The sequence below is a fragment of the Terrabacter sp. Soil811 genome, assembly GCF_001429655.1.
GTDB lineage: Bacteria > Actinomycetota > Actinomycetes > Actinomycetales > Dermatophilaceae > Terrabacter.
In genome coordinates this window covers 554,686-575,022 of the sequence record NZ_LMSX01000008.1, presented here as the reverse complement: position 1 = coordinate 575,022, position 20,337 = coordinate 554,686, and the positions used below count along the sequence as shown (strand labels likewise).

General features: G+C 70.8%; 17 protein-coding genes and 1 rRNA gene. All 18 read right to left on the bottom strand.

Going from position 1 to position 20,337, the window contains the following annotated elements:
- Nucleotides 1-20: 20 nt before the first annotated feature.
- The 18 genes from ASH01_RS13060 to ASH01_RS12975 all read right to left on the bottom strand — a co-directional run bounded on the left by ASH01_RS13060 (nucleotide 21) and on the right by ASH01_RS12975 (nucleotide 20,184).
- Nucleotides 21-1,545 (bottom strand): 16S ribosomal RNA (locus ASH01_RS13060).
- A gap of 676 nt (nucleotides 1,546-2,221) precedes the next feature.
- Nucleotides 2,222-3,481: a tyrosine--tRNA ligase gene (gene tyrS / locus ASH01_RS13055; protein ID WP_056776354.1), complete on the bottom strand. Its 1,260-nt coding sequence runs from the start codon at nucleotides 3,479-3,481 to the stop codon at nucleotides 2,222-2,224.
- A gap of 110 nt (nucleotides 3,482-3,591) precedes the next feature.
- Nucleotides 3,592-4,203 (bottom strand): DNA-3-methyladenine glycosylase, encoded by a 612-nt coding sequence (locus ASH01_RS13050; RefSeq protein ID WP_056776352.1) that lies wholly within the window; start codon nucleotides 4,201-4,203, stop codon nucleotides 3,592-3,594.
- Complete coding sequence (locus tag ASH01_RS13045) at nucleotides 4,200-4,838, bottom strand: DNA-3-methyladenine glycosylase (protein ID WP_200961796.1); 639 nt, start codon at nucleotides 4,836-4,838, stop codon at nucleotides 4,200-4,202. The genes ASH01_RS13050 and ASH01_RS13045 overlap by 4 nt, the downstream gene beginning before the upstream one ends.
- Before the next feature lie 22 nt (nucleotides 4,839-4,860).
- Nucleotides 4,861-6,351 carry an argininosuccinate lyase gene (gene argH / locus ASH01_RS13040; protein ID WP_082619816.1) on the bottom strand — a complete coding sequence of 497 codons (1,491 nt, stop codon included), beginning with the start codon at nucleotides 6,349-6,351 and terminating at the stop codon, nucleotides 4,861-4,863.
- Between the two features lie 66 nt (nucleotides 6,352-6,417).
- Nucleotides 6,418-6,903 (bottom strand): arginine repressor, encoded by a 486-nt coding sequence (argR, locus tag ASH01_RS13035; RefSeq protein WP_056776346.1) that lies wholly within the window; start codon nucleotides 6,901-6,903, stop codon nucleotides 6,418-6,420.
- Nucleotides 6,900-8,093, bottom strand: coding sequence for an acetylornithine transaminase (locus ASH01_RS13030; protein ID WP_082619815.1), 1,194 nt, complete (start codon nucleotides 8,091-8,093; stop codon nucleotides 6,900-6,902). The genes argR and ASH01_RS13030 overlap by 4 nt, the downstream gene beginning before the upstream one ends.
- Nucleotides 8,090-9,097 (bottom strand): acetylglutamate kinase, encoded by a 1,008-nt coding sequence (argB, locus tag ASH01_RS13025; protein WP_056776344.1) that lies wholly within the window; start codon nucleotides 9,095-9,097, stop codon nucleotides 8,090-8,092. The genes ASH01_RS13030 and argB overlap by 4 nt, the downstream gene beginning before the upstream one ends.
- Nucleotides 9,094-10,257 carry a bifunctional glutamate N-acetyltransferase/amino-acid acetyltransferase ArgJ gene (argJ, locus tag ASH01_RS13020; RefSeq protein WP_056776341.1) on the bottom strand — a complete coding sequence of 388 codons (1,164 nt, stop codon included), beginning with the start codon at nucleotides 10,255-10,257 and terminating at the stop codon, nucleotides 9,094-9,096. The genes argB and argJ overlap by 4 nt, the downstream gene beginning before the upstream one ends.
- Nucleotides 10,254-11,297: an N-acetyl-gamma-glutamyl-phosphate reductase gene (gene argC, locus ASH01_RS13015; protein ID WP_200961795.1), complete on the bottom strand. Its 1,044-nt coding sequence runs from the start codon at nucleotides 11,295-11,297 to the stop codon at nucleotides 10,254-10,256. Before argC ends, argJ begins: the two co-directional genes overlap by 4 nt.
- Before the next feature lie 44 nt (nucleotides 11,298-11,341).
- Nucleotides 11,342-13,900: a phenylalanine--tRNA ligase subunit beta gene (gene pheT / locus ASH01_RS13010; RefSeq protein WP_056776335.1), complete on the bottom strand. Its 2,559-nt coding sequence runs from the start codon at nucleotides 13,898-13,900 to the stop codon at nucleotides 11,342-11,344.
- A gap of 1 nt (nucleotide 13,901) precedes the next feature.
- A complete protein-coding gene (gene pheS / locus ASH01_RS13005; protein ID WP_056777675.1) occupies nucleotides 13,902-15,011 on the bottom strand; it encodes a phenylalanine--tRNA ligase subunit alpha in 1,110 nt (369 codons plus the stop codon).
- Between the two features lie 108 nt (nucleotides 15,012-15,119).
- Nucleotides 15,120-16,247, bottom strand: a complete 1,128-nt coding sequence (locus tag ASH01_RS13000) for a sensor histidine kinase (protein WP_056776333.1) — start codon at nucleotides 16,245-16,247, stop codon at nucleotides 15,120-15,122.
- A gap of 38 nt (nucleotides 16,248-16,285) precedes the next feature.
- The gene (locus tag ASH01_RS12995; RefSeq protein WP_056776330.1) at nucleotides 16,286-17,089 is read right to left on the bottom strand and encodes a TrmH family RNA methyltransferase; all 804 of its coding nucleotides are present in this window, start codon (nucleotides 17,087-17,089) and stop codon (nucleotides 16,286-16,288) included.
- Nucleotides 17,090-17,138: 49 nt separating this feature from the next.
- Entirely contained in the window at nucleotides 17,139-17,540 is a 402-nt protein-coding gene (rplT, locus tag ASH01_RS12990; protein WP_020144696.1) for a 50S ribosomal protein L20, read from the bottom strand.
- 96 nt (nucleotides 17,541-17,636) lie between these two features.
- Complete coding sequence (rpmI, locus tag ASH01_RS12985; protein ID WP_020144695.1) at nucleotides 17,637-17,831, bottom strand: 50S ribosomal protein L35; 195 nt, start codon at nucleotides 17,829-17,831, stop codon at nucleotides 17,637-17,639.
- Nucleotides 17,832-17,924: 93 nt separating this feature from the next.
- Nucleotides 17,925-18,521 carry a translation initiation factor IF-3 gene (gene infC / locus ASH01_RS12980; RefSeq protein WP_369793525.1) on the bottom strand — a complete coding sequence of 199 codons (597 nt, stop codon included), beginning with the start codon at nucleotides 18,519-18,521 and terminating at the stop codon, nucleotides 17,925-17,927.
- Nucleotides 18,522-18,852: 331 nt separating this feature from the next.
- Complete coding sequence (locus ASH01_RS12975) at nucleotides 18,853-20,184, bottom strand: MFS transporter (RefSeq protein WP_056776326.1); 1,332 nt, start codon at nucleotides 20,182-20,184, stop codon at nucleotides 18,853-18,855.
- Nucleotides 20,185-20,337 lie beyond the last annotated feature (153 nt).

Genomic DNA, 20,337 nt, shown 5'->3' with positions numbered 1-20,337 from the left:
CTGGGCGAGTTGCTCCTTAGAAAGGAGGTGATCCAGCCGCACCTTCCGGTACGGCTACCTTGTTACGACTTAGTCCCAATCGCCAGTCCCACCTTCGACGGCTCCCTCTGTRAACAGTTGGGCCACCGGCTTCGGGTGTTACCGACTTTCGTGACTTGACGGGCGGTGTGTACAAGGCCCGGGAACGTATTCACCGCAGCGTTGCTGATCTGCGATTACTAGCGACTCCGACTTCATGGGGTCGAGTTGCAGACCCCAATCCGAACTGAGACCGGTTTTTTGGGATTCGCTCCACCTCGCGGTTTCGCAGCCCTTTGTACCGGCCATTGTAGCATGCGTGAAGCCCAAGACATAAGGGGCATGATGATTTGACGTCATCCCCACCTTCCTCCGAGTTGACCCCGGCAGTCTCCTATGAGTCCCCACCATGACGTGCTGGCAACATAGAACGAGGGTTGCGCTCGTTGCGGGACTTAACCCAACATCTCACGACACGAGCTGACGACAACCATGCACCACCTGTACACCAGTCCGAAGACGCACCCATCTCTGAGTGATTCCGGTGTATGTCAAGCCTTGGTAAGGTTCTTCGCGTTGCATCGAATTAATCCGCATGCTCCGCCGCTTGTGCGGGCCCCCGTCAATTCCTTTGAGTTTTAGCCTTGCGGCCGTACTCCCCAGGCGGGGAACTTAATGCGTTAGCTGCGGCACGGATCTCGTGGAATGAGACCCACACCTAGTTCCCAACGTTTACGGCATGGACTACCAGGGTATCTAATCCTGTTCGCTCCCCATGCTTTCGCTTCTCAGTGTCAGTAATGGCCCAGAGACCTGCCTTCGCCATCGGTGTTCCTCCTGATATCTGCGCATTCCACCGCTACACCAGGAATTCCAGTCTCCCCTACCACACTCTAGTCTGCCCGTACCCACTGCAAGTCCGAGGTTGAGCCTCGGATTTTCACAGCAGACGCGACAAACCACCTACAAGCTCTTTACGCCCAATAATTCCGGACAACGCTCGCACCCTACGTATTACCGCGGCTGCTGGCACGTAGTTAGCCGGTGCTTCTTCTGCAGGTACCGTCACTTTCGCTTCTTCCCTGCTGAAAGAGGTTTACAACCCGAAGGCCGTCATCCCTCACGCGGCGTCGCTGCATCAGGCTTGCGCCCATTGTGCAATATTCCCCACTGCTGCCTCCCGTAGGAGTCTGGGCCGTGTCTCAGTCCCAGTGTGGCCGGTCGCCCTCTCAGGCCGGCTACCCGTCGTCGCCTTGGTGAGCCACTACCTCACCAACAAGCTGATAGGCCGCGAGTCCATCCCAGACCGAAAAACTTTCCACACCATACCCATGCAGGTTGGTGTCATATCCGGTATTAGCTCCGGTTTCCCGGGGTTATCCCAGAGTCTGGGGCAGGTTACTCACGTGTTACTCACCCGTTCGCCACTGATCAAACAAGAGCAAGCTCCCGTCATCACCGTTCGACTTGCATGTGTTAAGCACGCCGCCAGCGTTCGTCCTGAGCCAGGATCAAACTCTCCGTTGATGTTCAAACACCCACCCCCGAAAAGAGGACGAGCAAACTTTGAACCCATGAAGGGCTCGAAAACCTGACTGAAGTCGAACMACCAGCTCAAAAAGCTAGAAGTTCAATTCAACCAAAGGATAATTCGCCCAAAACCACGACCGTCACCACGCCACTAGAGGACGAAGATCAACCGGCCAGGCCTCGGGACGAGGTAATTGGCATCGATTTTTGACACGCTGTTGAGTTCTCAAGAATCGGACACACACCATCAACCACCTCAACGAGGAGRCCTCCGGGGCAACCCTTCAAACTTACCCGCCGGGGGCTTGGGAGTCAAACCCGCGAAGCGTCCTTCAGGACGACCGGATCCGACCCGCTTGGTGTCAGCGGTCCTGCTCCCCGAGGCTACCCGATCAGATCGAGCACCTCGGTCCTTCTGCCACCCCCGGGACCGGCCTGCTTCGCGTCGCGATCGCTCGCTCGGCGGTGGTGTCCGGTGCTCCCTGTCGGGCTGACGAAGAGAACATTAACCCGGCCCTCCGGAGAAACACAAATCCGCTCTCCTCGGACCGCCCGGTCGACACTGAAGGGGCGGACACCGTTGTCGCCCAACGGAATCCGCCCCCTCGAGCAGTCCCAGATGCGTGGGAGGTGCCGAGTTCGGGCACAGCTCGATCCTCACCCACGCGAGGTCTCAGGCGCGTCGCGCCGCCGCCAGGTTGCGTCGACCCCGCTTGATGACCGCCACGCTCCCGTGCAGGAAGTCGCCCTCCCCCAGCACCTGCTCCGGGTCGGTCACCTTGACGTTGTTGAGCGAGGCCCCGCCGTCACCGATCGCCCGCCTCGCCGCGTTGCGCGAGTCGACGAGCCCGACCGCCACGAGGGCGTCGACGACCGACGTCCCCACGGACACGGGAGCGCCGGGCAGCTCGGCCGTGGCGTCCGTCAGTGTCGACGCGTCCAGACCGGTCAGGTCGCCCTTGCCGAAGAGCGCCTCGGAGGCCGCCTGGACCGAGGCGGTGGCGTCGGCTCCGTGGACCAGAGTCGTGACGTCGGCGGCCAGCGCCTTCTGCGCCGCGCGGCGGAACGGCTCCTCCGCCACCTGCCGCTCGAGCTCGATGATCTCGTCGCGGGACCGGTCCGAGAGCGCCTTGAGCATGCTGATGACCGATGCATCCTCGACGTTGAGGAAGTACTGGTAGAAGACGTACGGGCTCGTCATGTCGGCGCTCAGCCACACCGCATTGCCCTCCGACTTGCCGAACTTGCGGCCCGTCGAGTCGACGAGCAACGGCGTCGCGAGCGCGTGCACCGACGTGCCCTCGACCCGGTGGACGAGGTCGACGCCGGCCGTGATGTTGCCCCACTGGTCGCTGCCACCGATCTGGAGGGTGCAGCCTCGGCTCCGGTGCAGCTCGAGGTAGTCGAGCGCCTGGAGCATCTGGTAGCTGAACTCCGTGTAGGAGATCCCCTGGTCGCTCTCGAGCCGCCGCGCCACGGCCTCCTTGCGGATCATCTGGTTGACGCGGAAGTGGCGGCCGACGTCGCGCAGGAAGTCGAGCGCGCTCATCGGCGCCGTCCAGTCCAGGTTGTTGACGAGCACGGCGGCGTTCTCGCCCTGGAAGTCGAGCAGCGGCCCGACGAGCTGCTGGATCCGGTTCACCGCGGACGCGATGGTGTCCTTGTCCTGCAGCACGCGCTCCGCGTCGGGCTTGGGGTCACCGATGAGTCCGGTGGACCCCCCGACGAGACAGATGACGTGGTGCCCGGCAGCCTGCATCCGTCGCATGACCGACAGCTGGACGAAGTTGCCGAAGTGCAACGACGGCGCGCTCGGGTCGAAGCCGCAATACAGCGTGAGGGGTCCCTCCGCGAGTGCTTCGCGCAGCGCCGCCTCGTCGGTGGTCTGTGCCACCAGGCCGCGCCACTGCAGCTCGTCGAAGATGTCCGTCACGGGTATCGGTGTCCTCTCGGTCGGGTGGGCTCCCTGCCCACCGGCACACAGCCTGCCGTATGCCGCCGCGCCCCGGCCACCGAGTACCGCGCGGTCCCGCATGGCGGGCGTCACGAGCGTCGTCGGGCGACCCCGGGACGGTGCGGCGAGACGGTCGGCTCCGCGTCGATCCAGAAGCGCCACGGGTAGGCCCCGCCGTCGCCCCCGGGGCCGCTCACGCCCACGCGTGGGCCGGCGCGCACGGCCTTCCCCTCCGCGGGGTCGCCGGCGCCGAGGGCGAGCGCGGATCCGACCGCGCACACGTCGACACCGGAGAGCGTCCCTGTGACCGCGAGCGCGTTGGTCAGCCGTCCCGGTCCCCGGCACCAGTCGCGCTCACGCACGCCCGGCCGGCGCCCCGCGGCGACGTCGTGACCCGCGACCACCTCACCGGCGCGCAGCAGGACCACGTCGGGGACGCCCTCGGCGCCCGTGACGACGCAGAGCATCCAGTGGTGGCCGTAGGTGAAGTAGACGAAGGCGTGCCCGGGCGGCCCGAAGACCGGGGCGTTGTGACGGGTCGGCCGACTGAGCACTCGTGACGCGGGGTCGACGAGACCGGCATACGCCTCCGTCTCGGTGACGCGCACCGTGACCCCGCCGTGCTGCACGTGTCGGCCGAGCAGGTCGGCGGCCACGTCGAGGACCGGCCTCGCGAAGAACGACCGCGGCAGACGCCTCACCCGCGTCGGCGCCGCACGACGCCGGGGCGGTAGGCCGAGACGTTCGGGTCACCGTCGACCCAGAAGCGCCACGGGAAGGCGGTGCCGTCACCACCCGGGCCGCTGACGCCGACCCGGGGGCCGACGCCGACGCGCTCGGGAGGGGTCCGCTCGCCCTCGGCCACGACAAGGTCGATCGGCTCCCCCACAAGAGGTCGGCAGAAGTCGAGCCCCGTGTGCTCCTTGGTCATCGCGAGCGCCTGGCCGACCCGCCCCGGTCCACGTGCCCAGTCGCGCTCGCGCACCGGCCCCCGCCGGGACCGGACGAGGTCATGGCCGGCGACCACCTCACCGGCCCGCACGAGCACGGCCGAGGCCGCTCCCTCCTCGCCGACGACGAGGTTGACGCACCAGTGGTGGCCGTAGGTGAAGTAGACGTAGGTGAACCCTGGCGGTCCGAACATGGGCTGCGTGCGCGGCGTCTCACCGCGATAGGCGTGTGACCCGGGGTCGAGCGTGCCGGCATACGCCTCGAGCTCGGTCAGGCGCAGCACGACGCCGCCGAACGCCAGGTGTCGCCCGAGCAGGTCGGGTGCGACCTCGACGGACGGCCTGGCGAAGAACGAGCGCGGCAGGCGGGTGTGGTCGGGGCTCACCGACGACACGCTAACGGCAGGGTCAGACGGTCGCCGAGGTCCACGTCCGGGCGTCGGCGAGACGCTCGCGCGCGAGCACCAGCTGCTCGGTGACCCGGACCGGTGCGGTGCCGCCCTGGGCGTCCCGCGAGGCCAGGGAACCCTCGACCGAGAGGACCGACCGCACGTCGGGCGTCAGGTGCTCGCTGATCCGGGCGAAGTCCTCGTCGGTGAGGTCCCACAGCTCGATGCCGCGCGGCTCGCACTCGCGGACGCACGCGCCGGCCACCTCGTGCGCGACGCGGAACGGGACGCCCTGGCGCACGAGCCACTCGGCGATGTCGGTGGCCAGGGCAAATCCCTGCGGCGCGAGGGACGCGAGGCGCTCGGTGTCGAAGACGAGGGTGTCGACCATGCCCGAGAAGGCCGGCAGCAGGACCTCCAGCGTGTCGACGGCGTCGAAGACCGGCTCCTTGTCCTCCTGGAGGTCACGGTTGTAGGCGAGCGGGAGCGCCTTGAGGGTCGTCAGCAGCCCGGCGAGGTCGCCCACGAGACGACCGGCCTTGCCGCGGGCCAGCTCGGCCACGTCGGGGTTCTTCTTCTGCGGCATGATGCTCGACCCCGTCGAGTACGAGTCGTGCAGCGTGACGAAGGAGAACTCCTTGGTCGCCCAGATGACGACCTCCTCGGCGATCCGGGAGATGTCGACCGCGGTCATCGCCGAGACGAACGAGAACTCGGCCACGAAGTCGCGCGACGCGGTGCCGTCGATGGAGTTCTCGACGGCGCGAGCGAAGCCGAGGTCGTGGGCCACGGCCTCGGGGTCGAGCCCGAGCGAGGAGCCGGCGAGGGCCCCGGACCCGTAGGGCGAGGCGTTCGCGCGGACGTCCCAGTCGCGCAGTCGGTCGACGTCGCGCAGCAGCGCCCATGCGTGGGCGAGCAGGTGGTGCGACAGGAGGACCGGCTGGGCGTGCTGCAGGTGCGTGCGGCCCGGCATGGCGACGCCGAGATGACGGTCGGCCTGCGACACGAGGGCGTCGACGACGTCGAGGACGAGGCCTCCGACGACGCGAGCGTGCTCGCGCAGGTACATCCGGAAGAGCGTCGCCACCTGGTCGTTGCGGGACCGGCCGGCGCGCAGCCGCCCGCCGACGTCGGGGCCGACGCGCTCGATGAGGCCGCGCTCGAGAGCGGTGTGGACGTCCTCGTCGTCCTCCGCGGGCGTGAAGGCGCCCGACACGACGTCGGCCTCGAGCCGGTCCAGACCGTCGAGCATCGCCTGGAGGTGCTCGTCGGAGAGCAGCCCGGCCGAGTGGAGCACACGGGCATGGGCGCGAGACCCGGCGATGTCGTGCGGCGCGAGGCGCCAGTCGAAGTGGGTGCTCTTGGACAGTGCGGCCAGTGCCTGGTCGGGACCGCCGGCGAAACGCCCGCCCCACAGGCTCACGCGCTCGGCCGGCGCGGCCGCGGCGCCCGGCGCACCCTCCGCCCCCTCAGGACCGTCGGAGGAGCTCGGGTGGGTGGGGTCGGTCATCGCGGGGTTCTCCTCGTGGGTGGGGGTGCGGCAGGCGCCGGCAGGGGCCGGCAGGTGCAGTTGGTCTCAGTCTCGCGTGCCTGCGAGGGACTGCAGCCGCTCGGCCACGGCGCTCGCCTGCTCGGCGCTGCCGGTCACGAGCAGGATCGTGTCGTCGCCGGCGATCGTGCCCACCACCTCGGGGTCGCGGGTCTGGTCGATGGCCGACGCGAGGTAGTTGGCCGCGCCCGGAGGGGTGCGCAGCACGACGAGGTTGACGGCGGCCGCGGCCGACACGAGCAGCTCCTCGCACGTGCGACGCAGACGGGCCGAGGCGGCGTCACCGATGGACCCCACGGCGGCCACCTCACCGCCCTCCCCCGGGACGGCATACGCCAGGGCGCGGCCGCGCCTGACCTTGACGGCGCCGAGCTCGACGAGGTCACGCGAGAGCGTCGCCTGGGTCACCTCGGTGCCCTCGGCGGCGAGGAGGTCGGACAGCTCGCCCTGGCTGTGCACCTCGTGGGCGCCGAGCAGCTCGACGATGCGGCGCTGGCGCTGGGTGCGGCTCACGACGTCGTCTCCCCCGCCGCGTGAGCGGCCTCGAGGATCGCCGGCAGGGCGTCGAGGAAGCCCAGGAGCTCGTCCGCCGAGATGACGAGCGGCGGCGCGAGGCGGAGCGCCGTCTGAGTCACCGCGTTGACGATGAAGCCCGCGTCGCGGGCGGCCGCCATGACGGCCGGAGCAGGTATGCCGTCCAGCTCGATCGCCCGCAGCAGGCCGCGTCCGCGCGTGCCGCTGACGCCCTCGATCTCGACGTCGTCGAGCAGCGCGGCGACGTCGCGGACGTGCTCGAGCAGGTGGTCGCGCTCGATGGTGTCGAGGACGGCGAGCCCGGCCGCGCACGCGAGCGGGTTGCCGCCGAAGGTCGTGCCGTGCTGGCCGGCGGCGAGCAGCGCGGTGGTGTCGGGACCGAACGTGACGAGCGCGCCGATCGGCACGCCACCACCGAGGCCCTTGGCCAGCGTCATGGCGTCCGGGACGATGCCCGACTGCTGGTGCGCGAACCAGTCGCCGGTGCGGCCGATGCCGGTCTGGATCTCGTCGACGACGAGGAGGACGCCGTGAGCCGAGGTCACCTCGCGAGCGAGGCGCAGGTAGTCGACCGACAGCTCGCGGACCCCTGCCTCGCCCTGGACCGGCTCGACGAACAGCGCTGCCGTCGTGTCGCCGACCGCCGCCCGCAGGGCGTCAGCGTCGTTCGGCGGGACGAAGACGACCTCGGGGATGAGCGGTTCGAACGGCTCGCGGTAGGCGGCCTTGTGGGTCAGGGCCAGGGCGCCCGTGGACCGGCCGTGGAAGGACCCTTCGAGCGCGACGATGCGGGTGCGACCCGTGCGCCGCGACAGCTTGATCGCGGCCTCGGTCGCCTCGGTGCCGGAGTTGGCGAAGAAGACGCCTGAACCCGCGGGCGCCGCCGCAACCGCGAGGATGCGCTCGGCGAGCGCGATGGCCGGCTCCGAGGTGAAGAAGTTGGACACGTGGATGGCCGACTCGGCCTGCTTCGTCACGGCCTGCACGAGGGCCGGGTGGCCGTGGCCGAGGGCGTTGACGGCGATGCCGGAGAGCAGGTCGAGGTAGCGCTTCCCGTCGACGTCGGTGACCCAGCAGCCATGGCCGGAGGCGAGGACGAGCTGGGGCGTGCCGAAGACCTGGACCATGGCTCCGGCGTAGCGGCCGAGCAGGTCGCTGCCGGCGGTCATGAGTCCTCCTCGGGCGTGGCGGGTGGTCCGGATGTGCGCGGTGGCGTCGGCTCGGAGCCGGTGATGTCGGGCAGGACCATGGTGCCGATCCCCTCGTCGGTGAAGATCTCGAGCAGGATCGAGTGCGGCTTGCGGCCGTCGACGACGTGGGTCTGCGGCACGCCGCCCTCGACGGCACGGATGCACGCCTCGAGCTTGGGCACCATCCCGTGGTCGACGCGCGAGAGCAGCTCCCGGGCTGCGCTGACGGTGATGGTCGAGAGCAGCGAGCCACGGTCGGGCCAGTCGGCGTAGATGCCCTCGACGTCGGTGAGGACGACGAGCTTCTCGGCACCGAGAGCGACGGCGATCGCCGCGGCGGCGGTGTCGGCGTTGACGTTGAGCACCTGCCCCTCGACGTCGAGGTCGGGTGCCACCGTGGAGACCACGGGGACCCGGCCGGCGTCGAGGATGTCGATGATCGCGGACGGGTTGACGCTCTCGACGTCCCCGACGAGGCCGAGGTCGACCTCCTCGCCGTCGACGACCGTGCCGCGGCGCCGCGCGCCGAGCAGGGCCGCGTCCTCACCGGACAGGCCCACCGCGATGGGACCGTGCTGGTTGAGCAGGCCGACGAGCTCGCGCCCGACCTGACCGGTCAGGACCATCCGCACGACGTCCATGACCTCGGGCGTCGTGACGCGCAGGCCGCCCTTGAACTCGCTCTCGAGCCCGACCCGCTCGAGCATCGCCTTGATCTGAGGCCCTCCACCGTGGACGACGACGGGGCGCAGCCCGGCGTACCGGAGGAACGCGATGTCCTCGGCGAAGGCGGCCTTGAGCTCGTCGTCGACCATGGCGTTGCCGCCGTACTTGACGACGACGAGCGCACCGCGGAACCGCTCGAGCCAGGGCAGCGCCTCGACGAGGGTGGCGGCCTTGCCCGCGGCGACGCGGATGGCCGCGGCGTCGATGAGGCCGCGGAGGTCGGCGGGCTGGTCGGAGCGGGTGCTCGTGGTGGTCATGTGCTGTAGGCCGAGTTCTCGTGGACGTAGTCGTGGGTCAGGTCGTTGGTCCAGATCGTCGCGGCCTCGGGGCCGGCGTGCAGGTCGACGAGGACGTGGACCTCGCGCGGGGCGAGGTCGACGAGGGTGCGGTCCTCCCCCACCCCACCGGCGCGGCACACCTGGACGCCGTTCATCGTCACGTCGAGCGTCGTCGGGTCGAAGGCGGCCTTCGTCGTGCCGACGGCCGCGAGCACGCGCCCCCAGTTGGGGTCGTTGCCGAAGATCGCGCACTTGAAGAGGTTGTTGCGGGCCACCGACCGCGCCACCTCGAGGGCGTCGTCGGTGCTCGCGGCGCCGACCACCTCGATGGCGACGTCGTGTGCGGCGCCCTCGGCGTCGGCGATGAGCTGGCGGGCGAGGTCGGAGCACACGGCGGTGAGGCTCTCGGTGAGCTCGTCCCGCTCGACGGAGACGCCCGAGGCCCCGGAGGCGAGGACGACGACGGTGTCGTTCGTCGACATGCATGCGTCGGAGTCGATGCGGTCGAAGGAGACGGATGTCGCGGCGCGGAGCGAGGCGTCGAGGTCTGCCTGGTCGACGACGGCGTCGGTCGTCACGACGACGAGCATCGTCGCCAGTGCCGGTGCGAGCATGCCGGCGCCCTTGGCCATGCCGGACACCGACCAGCCGGCGCCCCCGTACGTCGAGACCTTGTGCACCGTGTCGGTCGTCTTGATCGCGACGGCTGCCGCCTCGTGGCCCTCGGCGGACAGGGCGGTGGCAGCGGCATCGACACCGGTGAGGACCTTGTCCATGGGGAGCAGCTCGCCGATGAGGCCGGTCGAGCAGACGACGACGTCGCCCGCCGAGACACCGAGCACCTCCGCCACGTGCTCGGCGGTGCGGTGGGTGTCGAGGAAGCCCTGGGCGCCGGTGCAGGCGTTGGCGCCCCCGGAGTTGAGGACGACGGCGTCGACCCGGCCGTCGGCGACGACCTGGCGCGACCACGTGACCGGCGCGGCCTCGACGCGGTTGGTCGTGAAGACGGCCGCCGCGTGGCGGTCCGGACCGTCGTTGACGACGAGGGCGAGGTCGGGGGTGCCGCTCGCCTTGAGGCCCGCGGTGACGCCCGCCGCACGGAAGCCCGCGGGCAGCTGAACGGTCGGGTGGCCACTCACGGGGCGACTCCTGCGATGGGGAGGCCGAGGGTCTCCTCGAGACCCAGGGCGAGGTTGGCGCACTGCACGGCGGCGCCGGCAGTGCCCTTGGTGAGGTTGTCGATGGCCGACACCACGACGACCCGACCGAGCCGCTCGTCGACGGCCACCTGCAGCTGCACGTGGTTGCTGCCCACGACCGAGGCCGTGGCGGGCCAGGAGCCCTCGGGCAGGACGTGGACGAAGGGCTCGGCGGCGTATGCCGTCTCCCAGGCCGCGCGCACGGACGCCGGGTCGGTGCCCGGACGCAGGCGGGCCGTGCACGTCGCGAGGATGCCGCGCGGCATCGGCGCCAGCGTCGGTGTGAACGAGACCGTGACGGGCTCGCCCGCAGCGCGGGAGAGGTTCTGCTCGATCTCCGGGGTGTGCCGGTGGCCGCCTCCGACGCCGTAGGGCGACATGGAGCCCATCACCTCGCTGCCGAGCAGGTGCGGCTTGAGCGACTTGCCGGCACCCGACGTGCCGGAGGCGGCGACGACGACGACGTCCTGGGCCTCGAGCAGGCCGGCGGCGAACCCGGGGGCCAGCGCGAGCGAGATGCCGGTCGGGTAGCAGCCCGGCACAGCGATGCGGCGTGCGCCCGCGAGCCGTTCGCGCGCCACGGTGCCCGCCGGTCCGGGGAGCTCAGGGAGGCCGTAGGGCCACGAGCCGGCATACGCCGTGTCGTAGAAGGTCGTCCACGCGGACTCGGACTCGAGCCGGAAGTCGGCCCCGCAGTCGATGACGACGACCGAGTCGGGCAGCTGCGCGGCGAGCGCCCCCGAGTGGCCGTGCGGCAGGGCGAGGAAGACGACGTCATGGCCGGACAGCGTCTCGACGCTGGTCACCTCGAGCACACGGTCCGCAAGGGGGACCAGGTGCGGGTGGACGCCCCCGAGCCGTTCACCCGCACTGCTGGCCGCCGTGACGGCGCCGACCTCGAACTGCGGGTGGGCGAGCAGCAGCCGGAGGATCTCTCCTCCGGCGTAGCCGCTCGCCCCCGCCACTGCTGCCCTGATCACGATGCATGACTATACACGCTCATGCATATTCGTGCATTGGGGGTTCAGCGCTGGACGGCCCCCGTCGCAGACGCGGCCGCCGCGACCGCCGCGTCGCGGAAGTCGTTGACCTCGTCGGTCGTCAGCGTCCGGTCGGGCGCCCGGAACGTGAGGCGGTAGGCCAGCGACCGGTGTCCGGCCTCGATGCGCTCCCCCTCGTAGACGTCGAAGAGCACGACCGACTCGAGCGACTCGCCCGCGCCGGAGCGCAGCGCCGTCTCGACGTCGGCGGCGGCCACATCAGCGGCCACGAGCAGGGCGATGTCGGTCATCGCCGGCGGGAACGTCGAGAAGGGCCTGGCCTGGACGGGCTCGGCGCTGGCGGCGACGAGCACGTCGACGTCGAACTCGGCGGCCACCGTGCGCTCCGGCAGGTCGAGGGCCGCGACCACCTTGGGGTGCAGCTCCCCTGCATGGCCCACGAGCGTGCCGTCCACGAGCGTGATCCGGGCGCATCGGCCGGGGTGCCACGGGGCGTGACCGGGGTCGTTGGCGACGACCACCGGCACGGCGAGCGCGGCGGCGACCGTCTGCACGGCGGCGACCATGTCGCTCCAGTCGGCGGCGCGGCCGGGACCCCACCAGCCGGCCTGCTCCGCCTGTCCGGTCGCGAGGATGCCCGCGCGACGTGGCTGGGCGGGGACGGCGGCATACAGCTGCTCGAGCGTCTCGGCGTCGGGGCGCGCGGCGACTCCCGGGATCGGTGCGGTGCCGATGGCGCCGCCCGGGCGGAACACGAGGCCGAGCTCGTAGATCGCGACGTCCTTGCGCCCGCGAGCGACGTTGCGTCGCAGCGTGTCGACGAGGCTCGCGAGGACCGAGGTGCGCAGCAGCGGCCGCTCCTCCGACAGCGGGTTGGCCAGCCGGACGGCGTGACGACGGTCGTCGTCGGCCGGCAGCATCAGCTGGTCGGCGAGCTCCTCGGCGACGAAGGGATAGCTGAGGACCTCGGTGAGCCCTGCACCCGCGAGCGCGTCGGCGACGACCCGGCGCGCCTTCTGCGCGTGGGTCAGGCCGCGGCCGTCGCTCGGCGTCGGCGTGATCGACGGGATGTTGTTGTAGCCGTCGATCCGCGCGACCTCCTCCGCGTAGTCGGGCGCGTCGACGAGGTCGGGGCGCCACGACGGCGGGGTCACGAGGACGTGCGTGTCGTCGGTGCCCTCGCCGGACTCGTCGACGACGCAACCGAGGTCGCGCAGGATGCCGACGACCCGCTCGCGCGGGTAGTCGACGCCCACGATGCGCGCCGGCTCCGTGACGTCGAGGAGGTATGCCGTCCGCTCGCTCGTGCGGTCGACGTCGGTGACGGCGTCGTCGACGGTGCCGCCACCGTGCTCGACGAGCAGGTCGACGGCGAGCTGGGCGGCCGCCGCGGTCACCTTCGGATCGACGCCGCGCTCGAAGCGCTTGGACGCCTCGGTGATGAGGCGGTGCCGGCGCGACGAGCGCGCGACGGTCGTCGGGTCGAAGTGCGCCGCTTCGATGAGCACGTCGGTCGTCGTGTCGGAGACCTCGGAGGAGGCCCCACCCATGACGCCGGCGATGGCGAGCGGCTGCTCGCCACCGTCGGTGATGAGCAGGTCGTCGGTGTGCAGGGTGCGCTCGACGTCGTCGAGGGTCGTCAGCACCTCACCCGAACGGGCCCGGCGCACGACGACCGACCCGGAGAGCCGGTCGACGTCGAAGGCGTGGAGCGGCTGGCCGACGGCGAGCATGACGTAGTTGGTGACGTCGACGGCGAGCGAGATGGGACGCATGCCCATCTGCGTCAGGCGCTTGCTCATCCACGACGGCGACGGCCGGGTCGGGTCGATGCCGCGCACGATCCGCGCGACGTAGCGGTCGCACCCGTCGTTGCCGTCGATGGGTGAGTCGTCCTTGAGCTCCACCGGGTAGCCACCTGAGGTGGCGGCCGGCGTCGCGACCTCGGCCGGGTCGCGGTAGCCGCCCTCGGGGCTGCCCTGCGCGTGCCAGTACTCACGGGCGAGGCCACGCACCGAGAAGCAGTAGCCACGGTCTGGCGTCACGTTCGTCTCGACGGTCTCGTCGGCGAGCCCGAGGAGGGCGATCGCGTCGTCGCCGGGGCTCAGGGTCGCCGCGCGCTCCTCGCCCAGCAACCGGCTGAGCACGATGATGCCGTCGTGGTCGTGCCCCAGACCGATCTCGTCCTCGGCGCAGATCATCCCGTTGGAGACGTGGCCGTACGTCTTGCGCGCGGAGATCGCGAAGCCGCCGGGCAGCACGGCACCGGGCAGCACGCACACCACGAGGTCGCCGACCTCGAAGTTGTGGGCACCGCAGACGATCTCCTGGTGCTTGCCCTCGGTCAGCATCTGGCCGTTCTGGCCGACGTCGACGGTGCACCAGCGGATCGTCTTGCCGTTCTTCTGCGGCTCGAGCTCGAACGACAGGACCCGGCCGACGACGAGCGGACCGGTGATGTCGCCACCGTGGAGGTCCTCCTCCTCGAGACCCACGCGGACGAGGCTGGCGGCCACGTCGGCACCCCGGGCCCCGGGCGCGAGGTCGGTGTACTCCGCGAGCCAGCTCAGTGGCATACGCATGTCAGACCCCCATCCCGAACTGCTGCGAGAAGCGGACGTCGCCCTCGACGATCTCGTGCATCCCCTGGACCCCGTGGCGCAGCTGGAGCGCCCGCTCGATGCCGAGCCCGAAGGCGAAGCCGGAGTAGACGTCCGGGTCGATGCCGCAGGTGCGCAGCACCTTGCGGTTGACCATGCCGGAGCCGCCCAGCTCGATCCAGCCGGAGCCGCCGCAGGTGCGGCACGGCTCGGCACTGCCCCACGTCTCCTCGCCGTGGCAGGCGAAGCAGAGGAAGTCGGTCTCCATGCTCGGCTCGGTGAACGGGAAGTAGTTGGCGCGGACGCGGGTGCGCGTCTCCTCGCCGAACATGATGCGCACGAACGCGTCGAGGGCGCCGCGCAGGTGGGCCATCGTCAGGCCCTTGTCGATCGCGAGGCACTCGATCTGGTGGAAGACCGGCGTGTGCGTGGCGTCGAGGTCGTCGGTGCGGAAGACCTTGCCGGGAGCCACGACGTAGATCGGCGGCTCCTGCTCGAGCATGGTGCGGATCTGGACCGGTGACGTCTGCGTGCGCAGCACGAGGCCCGAGTCGACCGGATCGAGGAAGAAGGTGTCCTGCATCTGCCGGGCAGGGTGGTCGGGCCCGAGGTTGAGGGCGTCGAAGTTGAGCCACTCGCTCTCGAGCTCCGGCCCCTCGGCGACCTCCCAGCCCATGCCGACGAAGGCGTCGACGAGGCGCTGGGCGACGAGCTCGATCGGGTGCCGCGAGCCGGGCTCGCGACGCAGGGCCGGCACGGTGACGTCGACGCGCTCGTCGACGAGGATGCGCTCGTCGCGCTCGGCCTCGAGCTCGGCCTGCCGGACGGTCAGGGCCTGGCCGACGCGGCCGCGGGCCTGGCCGACGCGCTTGCCGGCCTCGGCCTTGGCGCTCGGCGGCAGGGCGCCGATCTCGCGGTTGGCGAGGGCCAGCGGGCTCTTCTCCCCCTGGTGCGCGATGCGCGCGGCCTTGAGGTCGTCGAGGGACGACGCCGCGGTGATCGCGGCGATGGCGTCCTGTACCGCTGCGTCGACGTTCGCCGGGTCGAGCGCGGAGACCTCGACCGGGTCGTAGTTCGTGTTGGGTCCGGACATCGGCGTGCGTTCGCTGCTCTCGCTCGGGTTCACGGGGGGCTGTCGTGCGGGTGCCCAGTCTAGGGGCGGCGTCGAACCGGTTCACGGGGCCATCCGCTCAGCGGCGGGTCAGCTGCCGACGACCTCGGGCAGGCCGGCCGGCAGCGTCACGACGAAGCGCGCGCCGCCGGCGTCGTTGTCGCTGACGAGCACCGAGCCGCCATGGGCCTCGACGAGACCCCGGACGACGTAGAGCCCGAGGCCCGTGCTCGCGTTGGAGGGACCGTGCCAGAAGCGACCGAAGATCTTCTCGCGGTCGGACGGGGGTATGCCGTCCCCCTCGTCGTCGACCTCGACGACCACCGACTCCGGCGCGTCACCGAGGGCCCCGCCGCGGTCCAGGGTCACCGTGACCTTGCCGGCGCCGTGCAGCAGGCCGTTCTCGATGAGGTTGAAGAAGATCTGCTCGAGACGGTCGGTGTCGGCCCACATCTCCGGCAGCCCGTCTGCGATGGCGGACTCCCCCAGCCCGAGCTGGACGACTCCGGACGACCGACCGAGCTCGTAGCGCACGACGTGGGTCGTGAGCAGCGCGTGGAGGTCGACGGGCCCCCGACGCAGGTTGAGGCTGTCGGAGTCGAGCCGCGAGATGTCGAGCAGCTCGGTGATGAGGCGGGTCAGGCGGGTGGCGTCGGCCTCGATCGTCTCGATCATGAGGCGCTTCTGCTCATCGGTGAACCGGTCCCACCGTCGCAGCAGGCTGCTCGTGAAGCCGGTCACCGACGTCAGCGGCGCCCGCAGCTCGTGCGCCACGGTCGACAGGACGGTCGCCTGGTCGCGCTCCGCCCGCTGGCGGGCCTCGGCGTCACGCAGACCGAGCATGACCCGCTCGACCGTGCCGCCCGGTCGGGACCGCACGTAGCGAGCGGTGACGAGGACGTCCTGGCCCCGGGGCGCGACGAGCAGCTTCTCGCGGTGGCCGGCGCGGCTGGCGAGGCCGTTCCACGGGTCGGTGTGGGCCCACCAGTTCCGGCCGTACTTGTCCGTGAAGGGCAGCCCCTCGTCGAGCGTGCGGCCGACGAGGTCGGCATGGTCGCAGTCGAGGATGCGCAGCGCCTCGGCGTTGGCGAACCGGATGCGCTGGTCGGCGCCGACGACGACGAGCCCGTCGGGGAGCAGCTCGCCCATCATCGCGACCGGAGCCATCTCGCCCGCCGACCCGGGCAGCCGAGCCGCGGTGCCGTCGACTGAGGTCATGGCCCGAGGATAGTCACGGGCACGCCCGGAGGGCCCGGTCAGCGGCTCGTGCGGCGTGCCTCGGCCGAGGCGTAGAGGCAGATCGTCGCGGCCATCGCGAGGTTGAGCGACTCCGCGTGGCCGTGGATGGGGACGCGGACGACGTCGTCGCAGGCGTCGCGCACGTCCTGCGGCAGGCCCCAGGCCTCGTTGCCCATGACCCAGGCGTGGGCACCGGAGAGGTCGGCGTCATGGAGGAGGGTCGTTCCCGCTCCGTCTGCGGCGAGCAGCCTGACCCCTCGCTCGCGCAGGGCCGCGAGGATGTCGGGGACGGACGCGCCGAGGCTGAGCGGCAGGTGCCACAGGGACCCGACGGTCGAGCGGACGACCTTGCTGTTGTAGACGTCGACGCTCGCGTCGCTGACGATGACGGCGTCGGCGCCGGCCGCGTCGGCGCCCCGGATGACGGTGCCGGCGTTGCCGGGGTCGCGGACGTTCGTCAGGACGCACACGAGCGCGTCGTTCGGCAGGTCCGCGAGGAGGGCGTCCAGCGGCACGTCGAGGACGTGGCACACCGCGGCGATCCCCTGCGGGGACTCCGTGTCACACATCGCGGCGAGCACCTCGGGACTCACCTCGTGCACCCAGAGCTCGGCGGAGCGCGCGGCCTCGACGATGGCGGGATGCCGGTCGGCCGCCTCGGGCGTCACGTAGACGTCCCGGACGAGCTCGGGACGGAAGGCGACCGCCTCGCGGACCGCCTGCGGTCCCTCGGCGAGGAACTCACCCGTGCGGGAACGCACCGAGCGCCGGGACAGCGCCCGTACCGCCTTGACCCGATCGGATCGGGGGTTGGTCAGCACGGGGGTGTCCCGGCGCTCGAGATGCTGGTGTGACGTCGGACGACGTCGCTCAGGCGGCGTCGCCGGCGACCTTCGCCTCGGCTGCGTTGACAGCGGCCGGGACGTTGGCGCGGGAGAGCTCCACGAGCGCGGCGAAGGCCGGGGCGTCGTTGACGGCGAGGTCCGCGAGGATCTTGCGGTCGACCTCGACACCGGCGGCCTTGAGGCCCTGCATGAACCGGTTGTACGTCATGCCGTTGGCGCGGGCCGCAGCGTTGATGCGCTGGATCCAGAGGCGACGGAAGTCACCCTTCTTCGCGCGACGGTCACGGTAGGCGTAACCCAGCGAGTGGGTGACCTGCTCCTTGGCCTTGCGGTAGAGGCGCGACCGCTGACCGCGGTAGCCGCTGGCGCGCTCGAGAACGACTCGACGCTTCTTCTGGGCGTTGACTGCCCGCTTCACGCGTGCCACGTGAATACTCCTTCTCTGCTTGACGCAGTGCTTGCTGCTGCTGGCTTACCGGAGACCCGGCTGCTCAGCGAATCGCTGATGGGTGGGGGTCCCGGCTCACTTGCCGAGGAGCTTCTTGGCCTTCTTGGCGTCCGGCTTGGCGAGCTCGACGTCGTTCGCGATGGAACGCATCTTCTTGCTCGACTTGTGCTCGAGCAGGTGGCGACCGCCGGCCTGCTCGCGCATGACCTTGCCGGTGCCGGTGAGGCGGAAACGCTTCTTCGCACCGCTGTGCGTCTTCATCTTCGGCATGGGGGCCGATCTCCTTCGTGTTGCGTGCGCCAGTGGGCGCACGTGGTGTGTCGTGCCGGGGGCTCTCGCCTCCGGCGGGTCACCGCCCGCCGATCACTCGGCGGCGGCGGTGGCCTCGTCGGTCTGCGGGGCCTGGGCCTCCGGCTGCTCACCGGACGTTGCCGGCTCGCCGGTGGAGCGCTGGTCGTGCTGCTCGCGGGAGCGACGCTGCTCGGCCTTGGCCTCCGCCTTCTTCTTGGTCGGGCCGATCACCATGATCATGTTTCGGCCGTCCTGCTTCGGGGCCGACTCGACGAAGCCGAGCTCGGCGATGTCCTCGGCGAGGCGCTCGAGCAGACGGCGACCGAGCTCGGGCCGCGACTGCTCGCGACCGCGGAACATGATCGTCACCTTGACCTTGTCGCCGGCCTTGAGGAACCGCTCGACGTGGCCCTTCTTCGTGCCGTAGTCGTGCGGGTCGATCTTCGGACGGAGCTTGATCTCCTTGATGACCGTGTTGACCTGGTTCTTGCGCGCTTCCCGTGCCTTCATGGCGGCTTCGTACTTGAACTTGCCGAAGTCCATGAGCTTGGCGACCGGCGGCTTGGCCATGGGGGCCACCTCGACGAGGTCGAGGTTCGCCTCCTCAGCCAGACGCAGCGCGTCCTCGACGCGGACGATGCCGACCTGCTCGCCGTTGGGGCCAACCAAGCGCACTTCCGGGACCCGGATGCGCTCGTTGATGCGAGGCTCGCTGATGTGGTGCTCCTAAGTTCGATGAATGGTGTGACCAGACGGGGGTGGTGCCAGTCCTGCTGCGACCACAACGAGAAAAGGGCTCCCCGTGTGTGCACGAGGAGCCCAAGGGTCGCGTATGCCGGACGGTCGCCGTCGCGTCACACGGCTCGACACCGGTGCCACGGAGGACACCTGGTCGAGCAGACCTTGACCCGGCGACTGTGAGGTCGGCGCGGGTGGAAGCGAGCTTCTCTTGCACGTCGTCACCCGCCTCCGCCGGAGCGGGAGCATGGGTGACGGCTGGTCAGTGCTCCATGCTAGCAGCCGAGACGCCGTGCTCCGAATCGACGACAGGGCCCCCGGCCGCGGGCCGGCCCTGCGCCCTCCGGCTGGCCCGGGACCCGAGGAGGCCGACGAGTGCGACGAGGACGCCCACGGCGGAGACGACGACGAACCCCCACTGCCAGCCGCCTCGGTCGATGGCGAAGCCGGCGAGCGGTGCACCGAAGGCCGAGCCCGCGGTCATGGCCGAGCCGTGCCACCCCATCATCTCGCCGCGGAACCGCTCCGGGACCTGACGGCTCAGCTGCTCGACGGTGGCGGTGATCGTGGGGGCGCACAGGAAGCCGGAGACGGTGATGAGGACGGCGAAGCTCGGCACGCCCGCGGCGAGGGCGACGGGGGCGGTCGTGGCCGCGAGGCCGCCGAGCAGCCAGAAGACGGAGAAGGAGCGGTGCCAGGCGCCGTAGAGGATGCCGCCGACGAGGGACCCGGCACCCCAGAGCGCGAGGACCCACCCGATCGAGCCGGTGGCCCCGAAGGACCGCAGCGCCGCGACGATGCCCACGTCGGTGCCGCTGAGGACGAGCGTCGAGCAGGCGGCGGCGAGGTAGACCGCGGCGACCGGCACGGTGATGAAGCCGCGGACGGCACGGCCCGGGGCGGTGTCGTCGGGCACGGACGGGGCGGCGATGGCGTCGGCCCGGGCGGCCTCGCCCTGCTCGTCGTGCGCCGACTCCCCCGCCGCGCCGCCGTCCGGGTGCCCGTCGCCGGAGTCGGAGGTGAGGCGGGGATTGACCACCCAGAGCACGAATCCCGCTGCGACGGATGCGAGCTCGCAGACGAGCAGGGCCCACGACGTGTCCCACGAGGTCGCGAGCCACACCCCGATGGCAGGGCCCGCCATGAACGACAGCTCGGTCGCCGACGAGTCGAGCGACAGGGCGGTGCGCCGCTGCTCGCTCGGCACCGAACGGATGATGACCTGGCGCAGGATCGAGAAGGTGGGCACGACGAAGAGCCCGGCGAGCGCCGCGAAGGCGATGAGCGGGGCGTAGCCCACCCACGGCGCGATCGACCAGCACACGACCTGCACGACGAGCGAGGGGCCGACGGTGCGCCGCAGGCCGATGCGGTCGAGCAGCCGGCCGCGCCAGGGCCCGGAGACGGCGACCGCGACGGTCGAGGCGGCCGTGACCAGGCCGGCAGCGCCGTAGCTGCGGCCGAGCGACGTCACGACGTGGAGGGTGAGGATCACCCCTCCCGCCCACATGGGGACGCGGATGAGGAAGCCGAGCAGCAGCGCGTTGCGGGTGTCTCGGTTGGCCAGCACCGGCCGGTAGGCCCCCAGATCCATGGCGTCAGCCTGTCACCTCGCACCGACGGTGCGCACCCGGGTTCCACGGAGGCGGCAGAGCGCGCGGGCGCGGCCCGGGGGGCGACCCGGGGATGAACCACCGAGGTGGCGGGCGGCATACGCGATGGGTCTTGTGACGGCTGGGCGACAGGA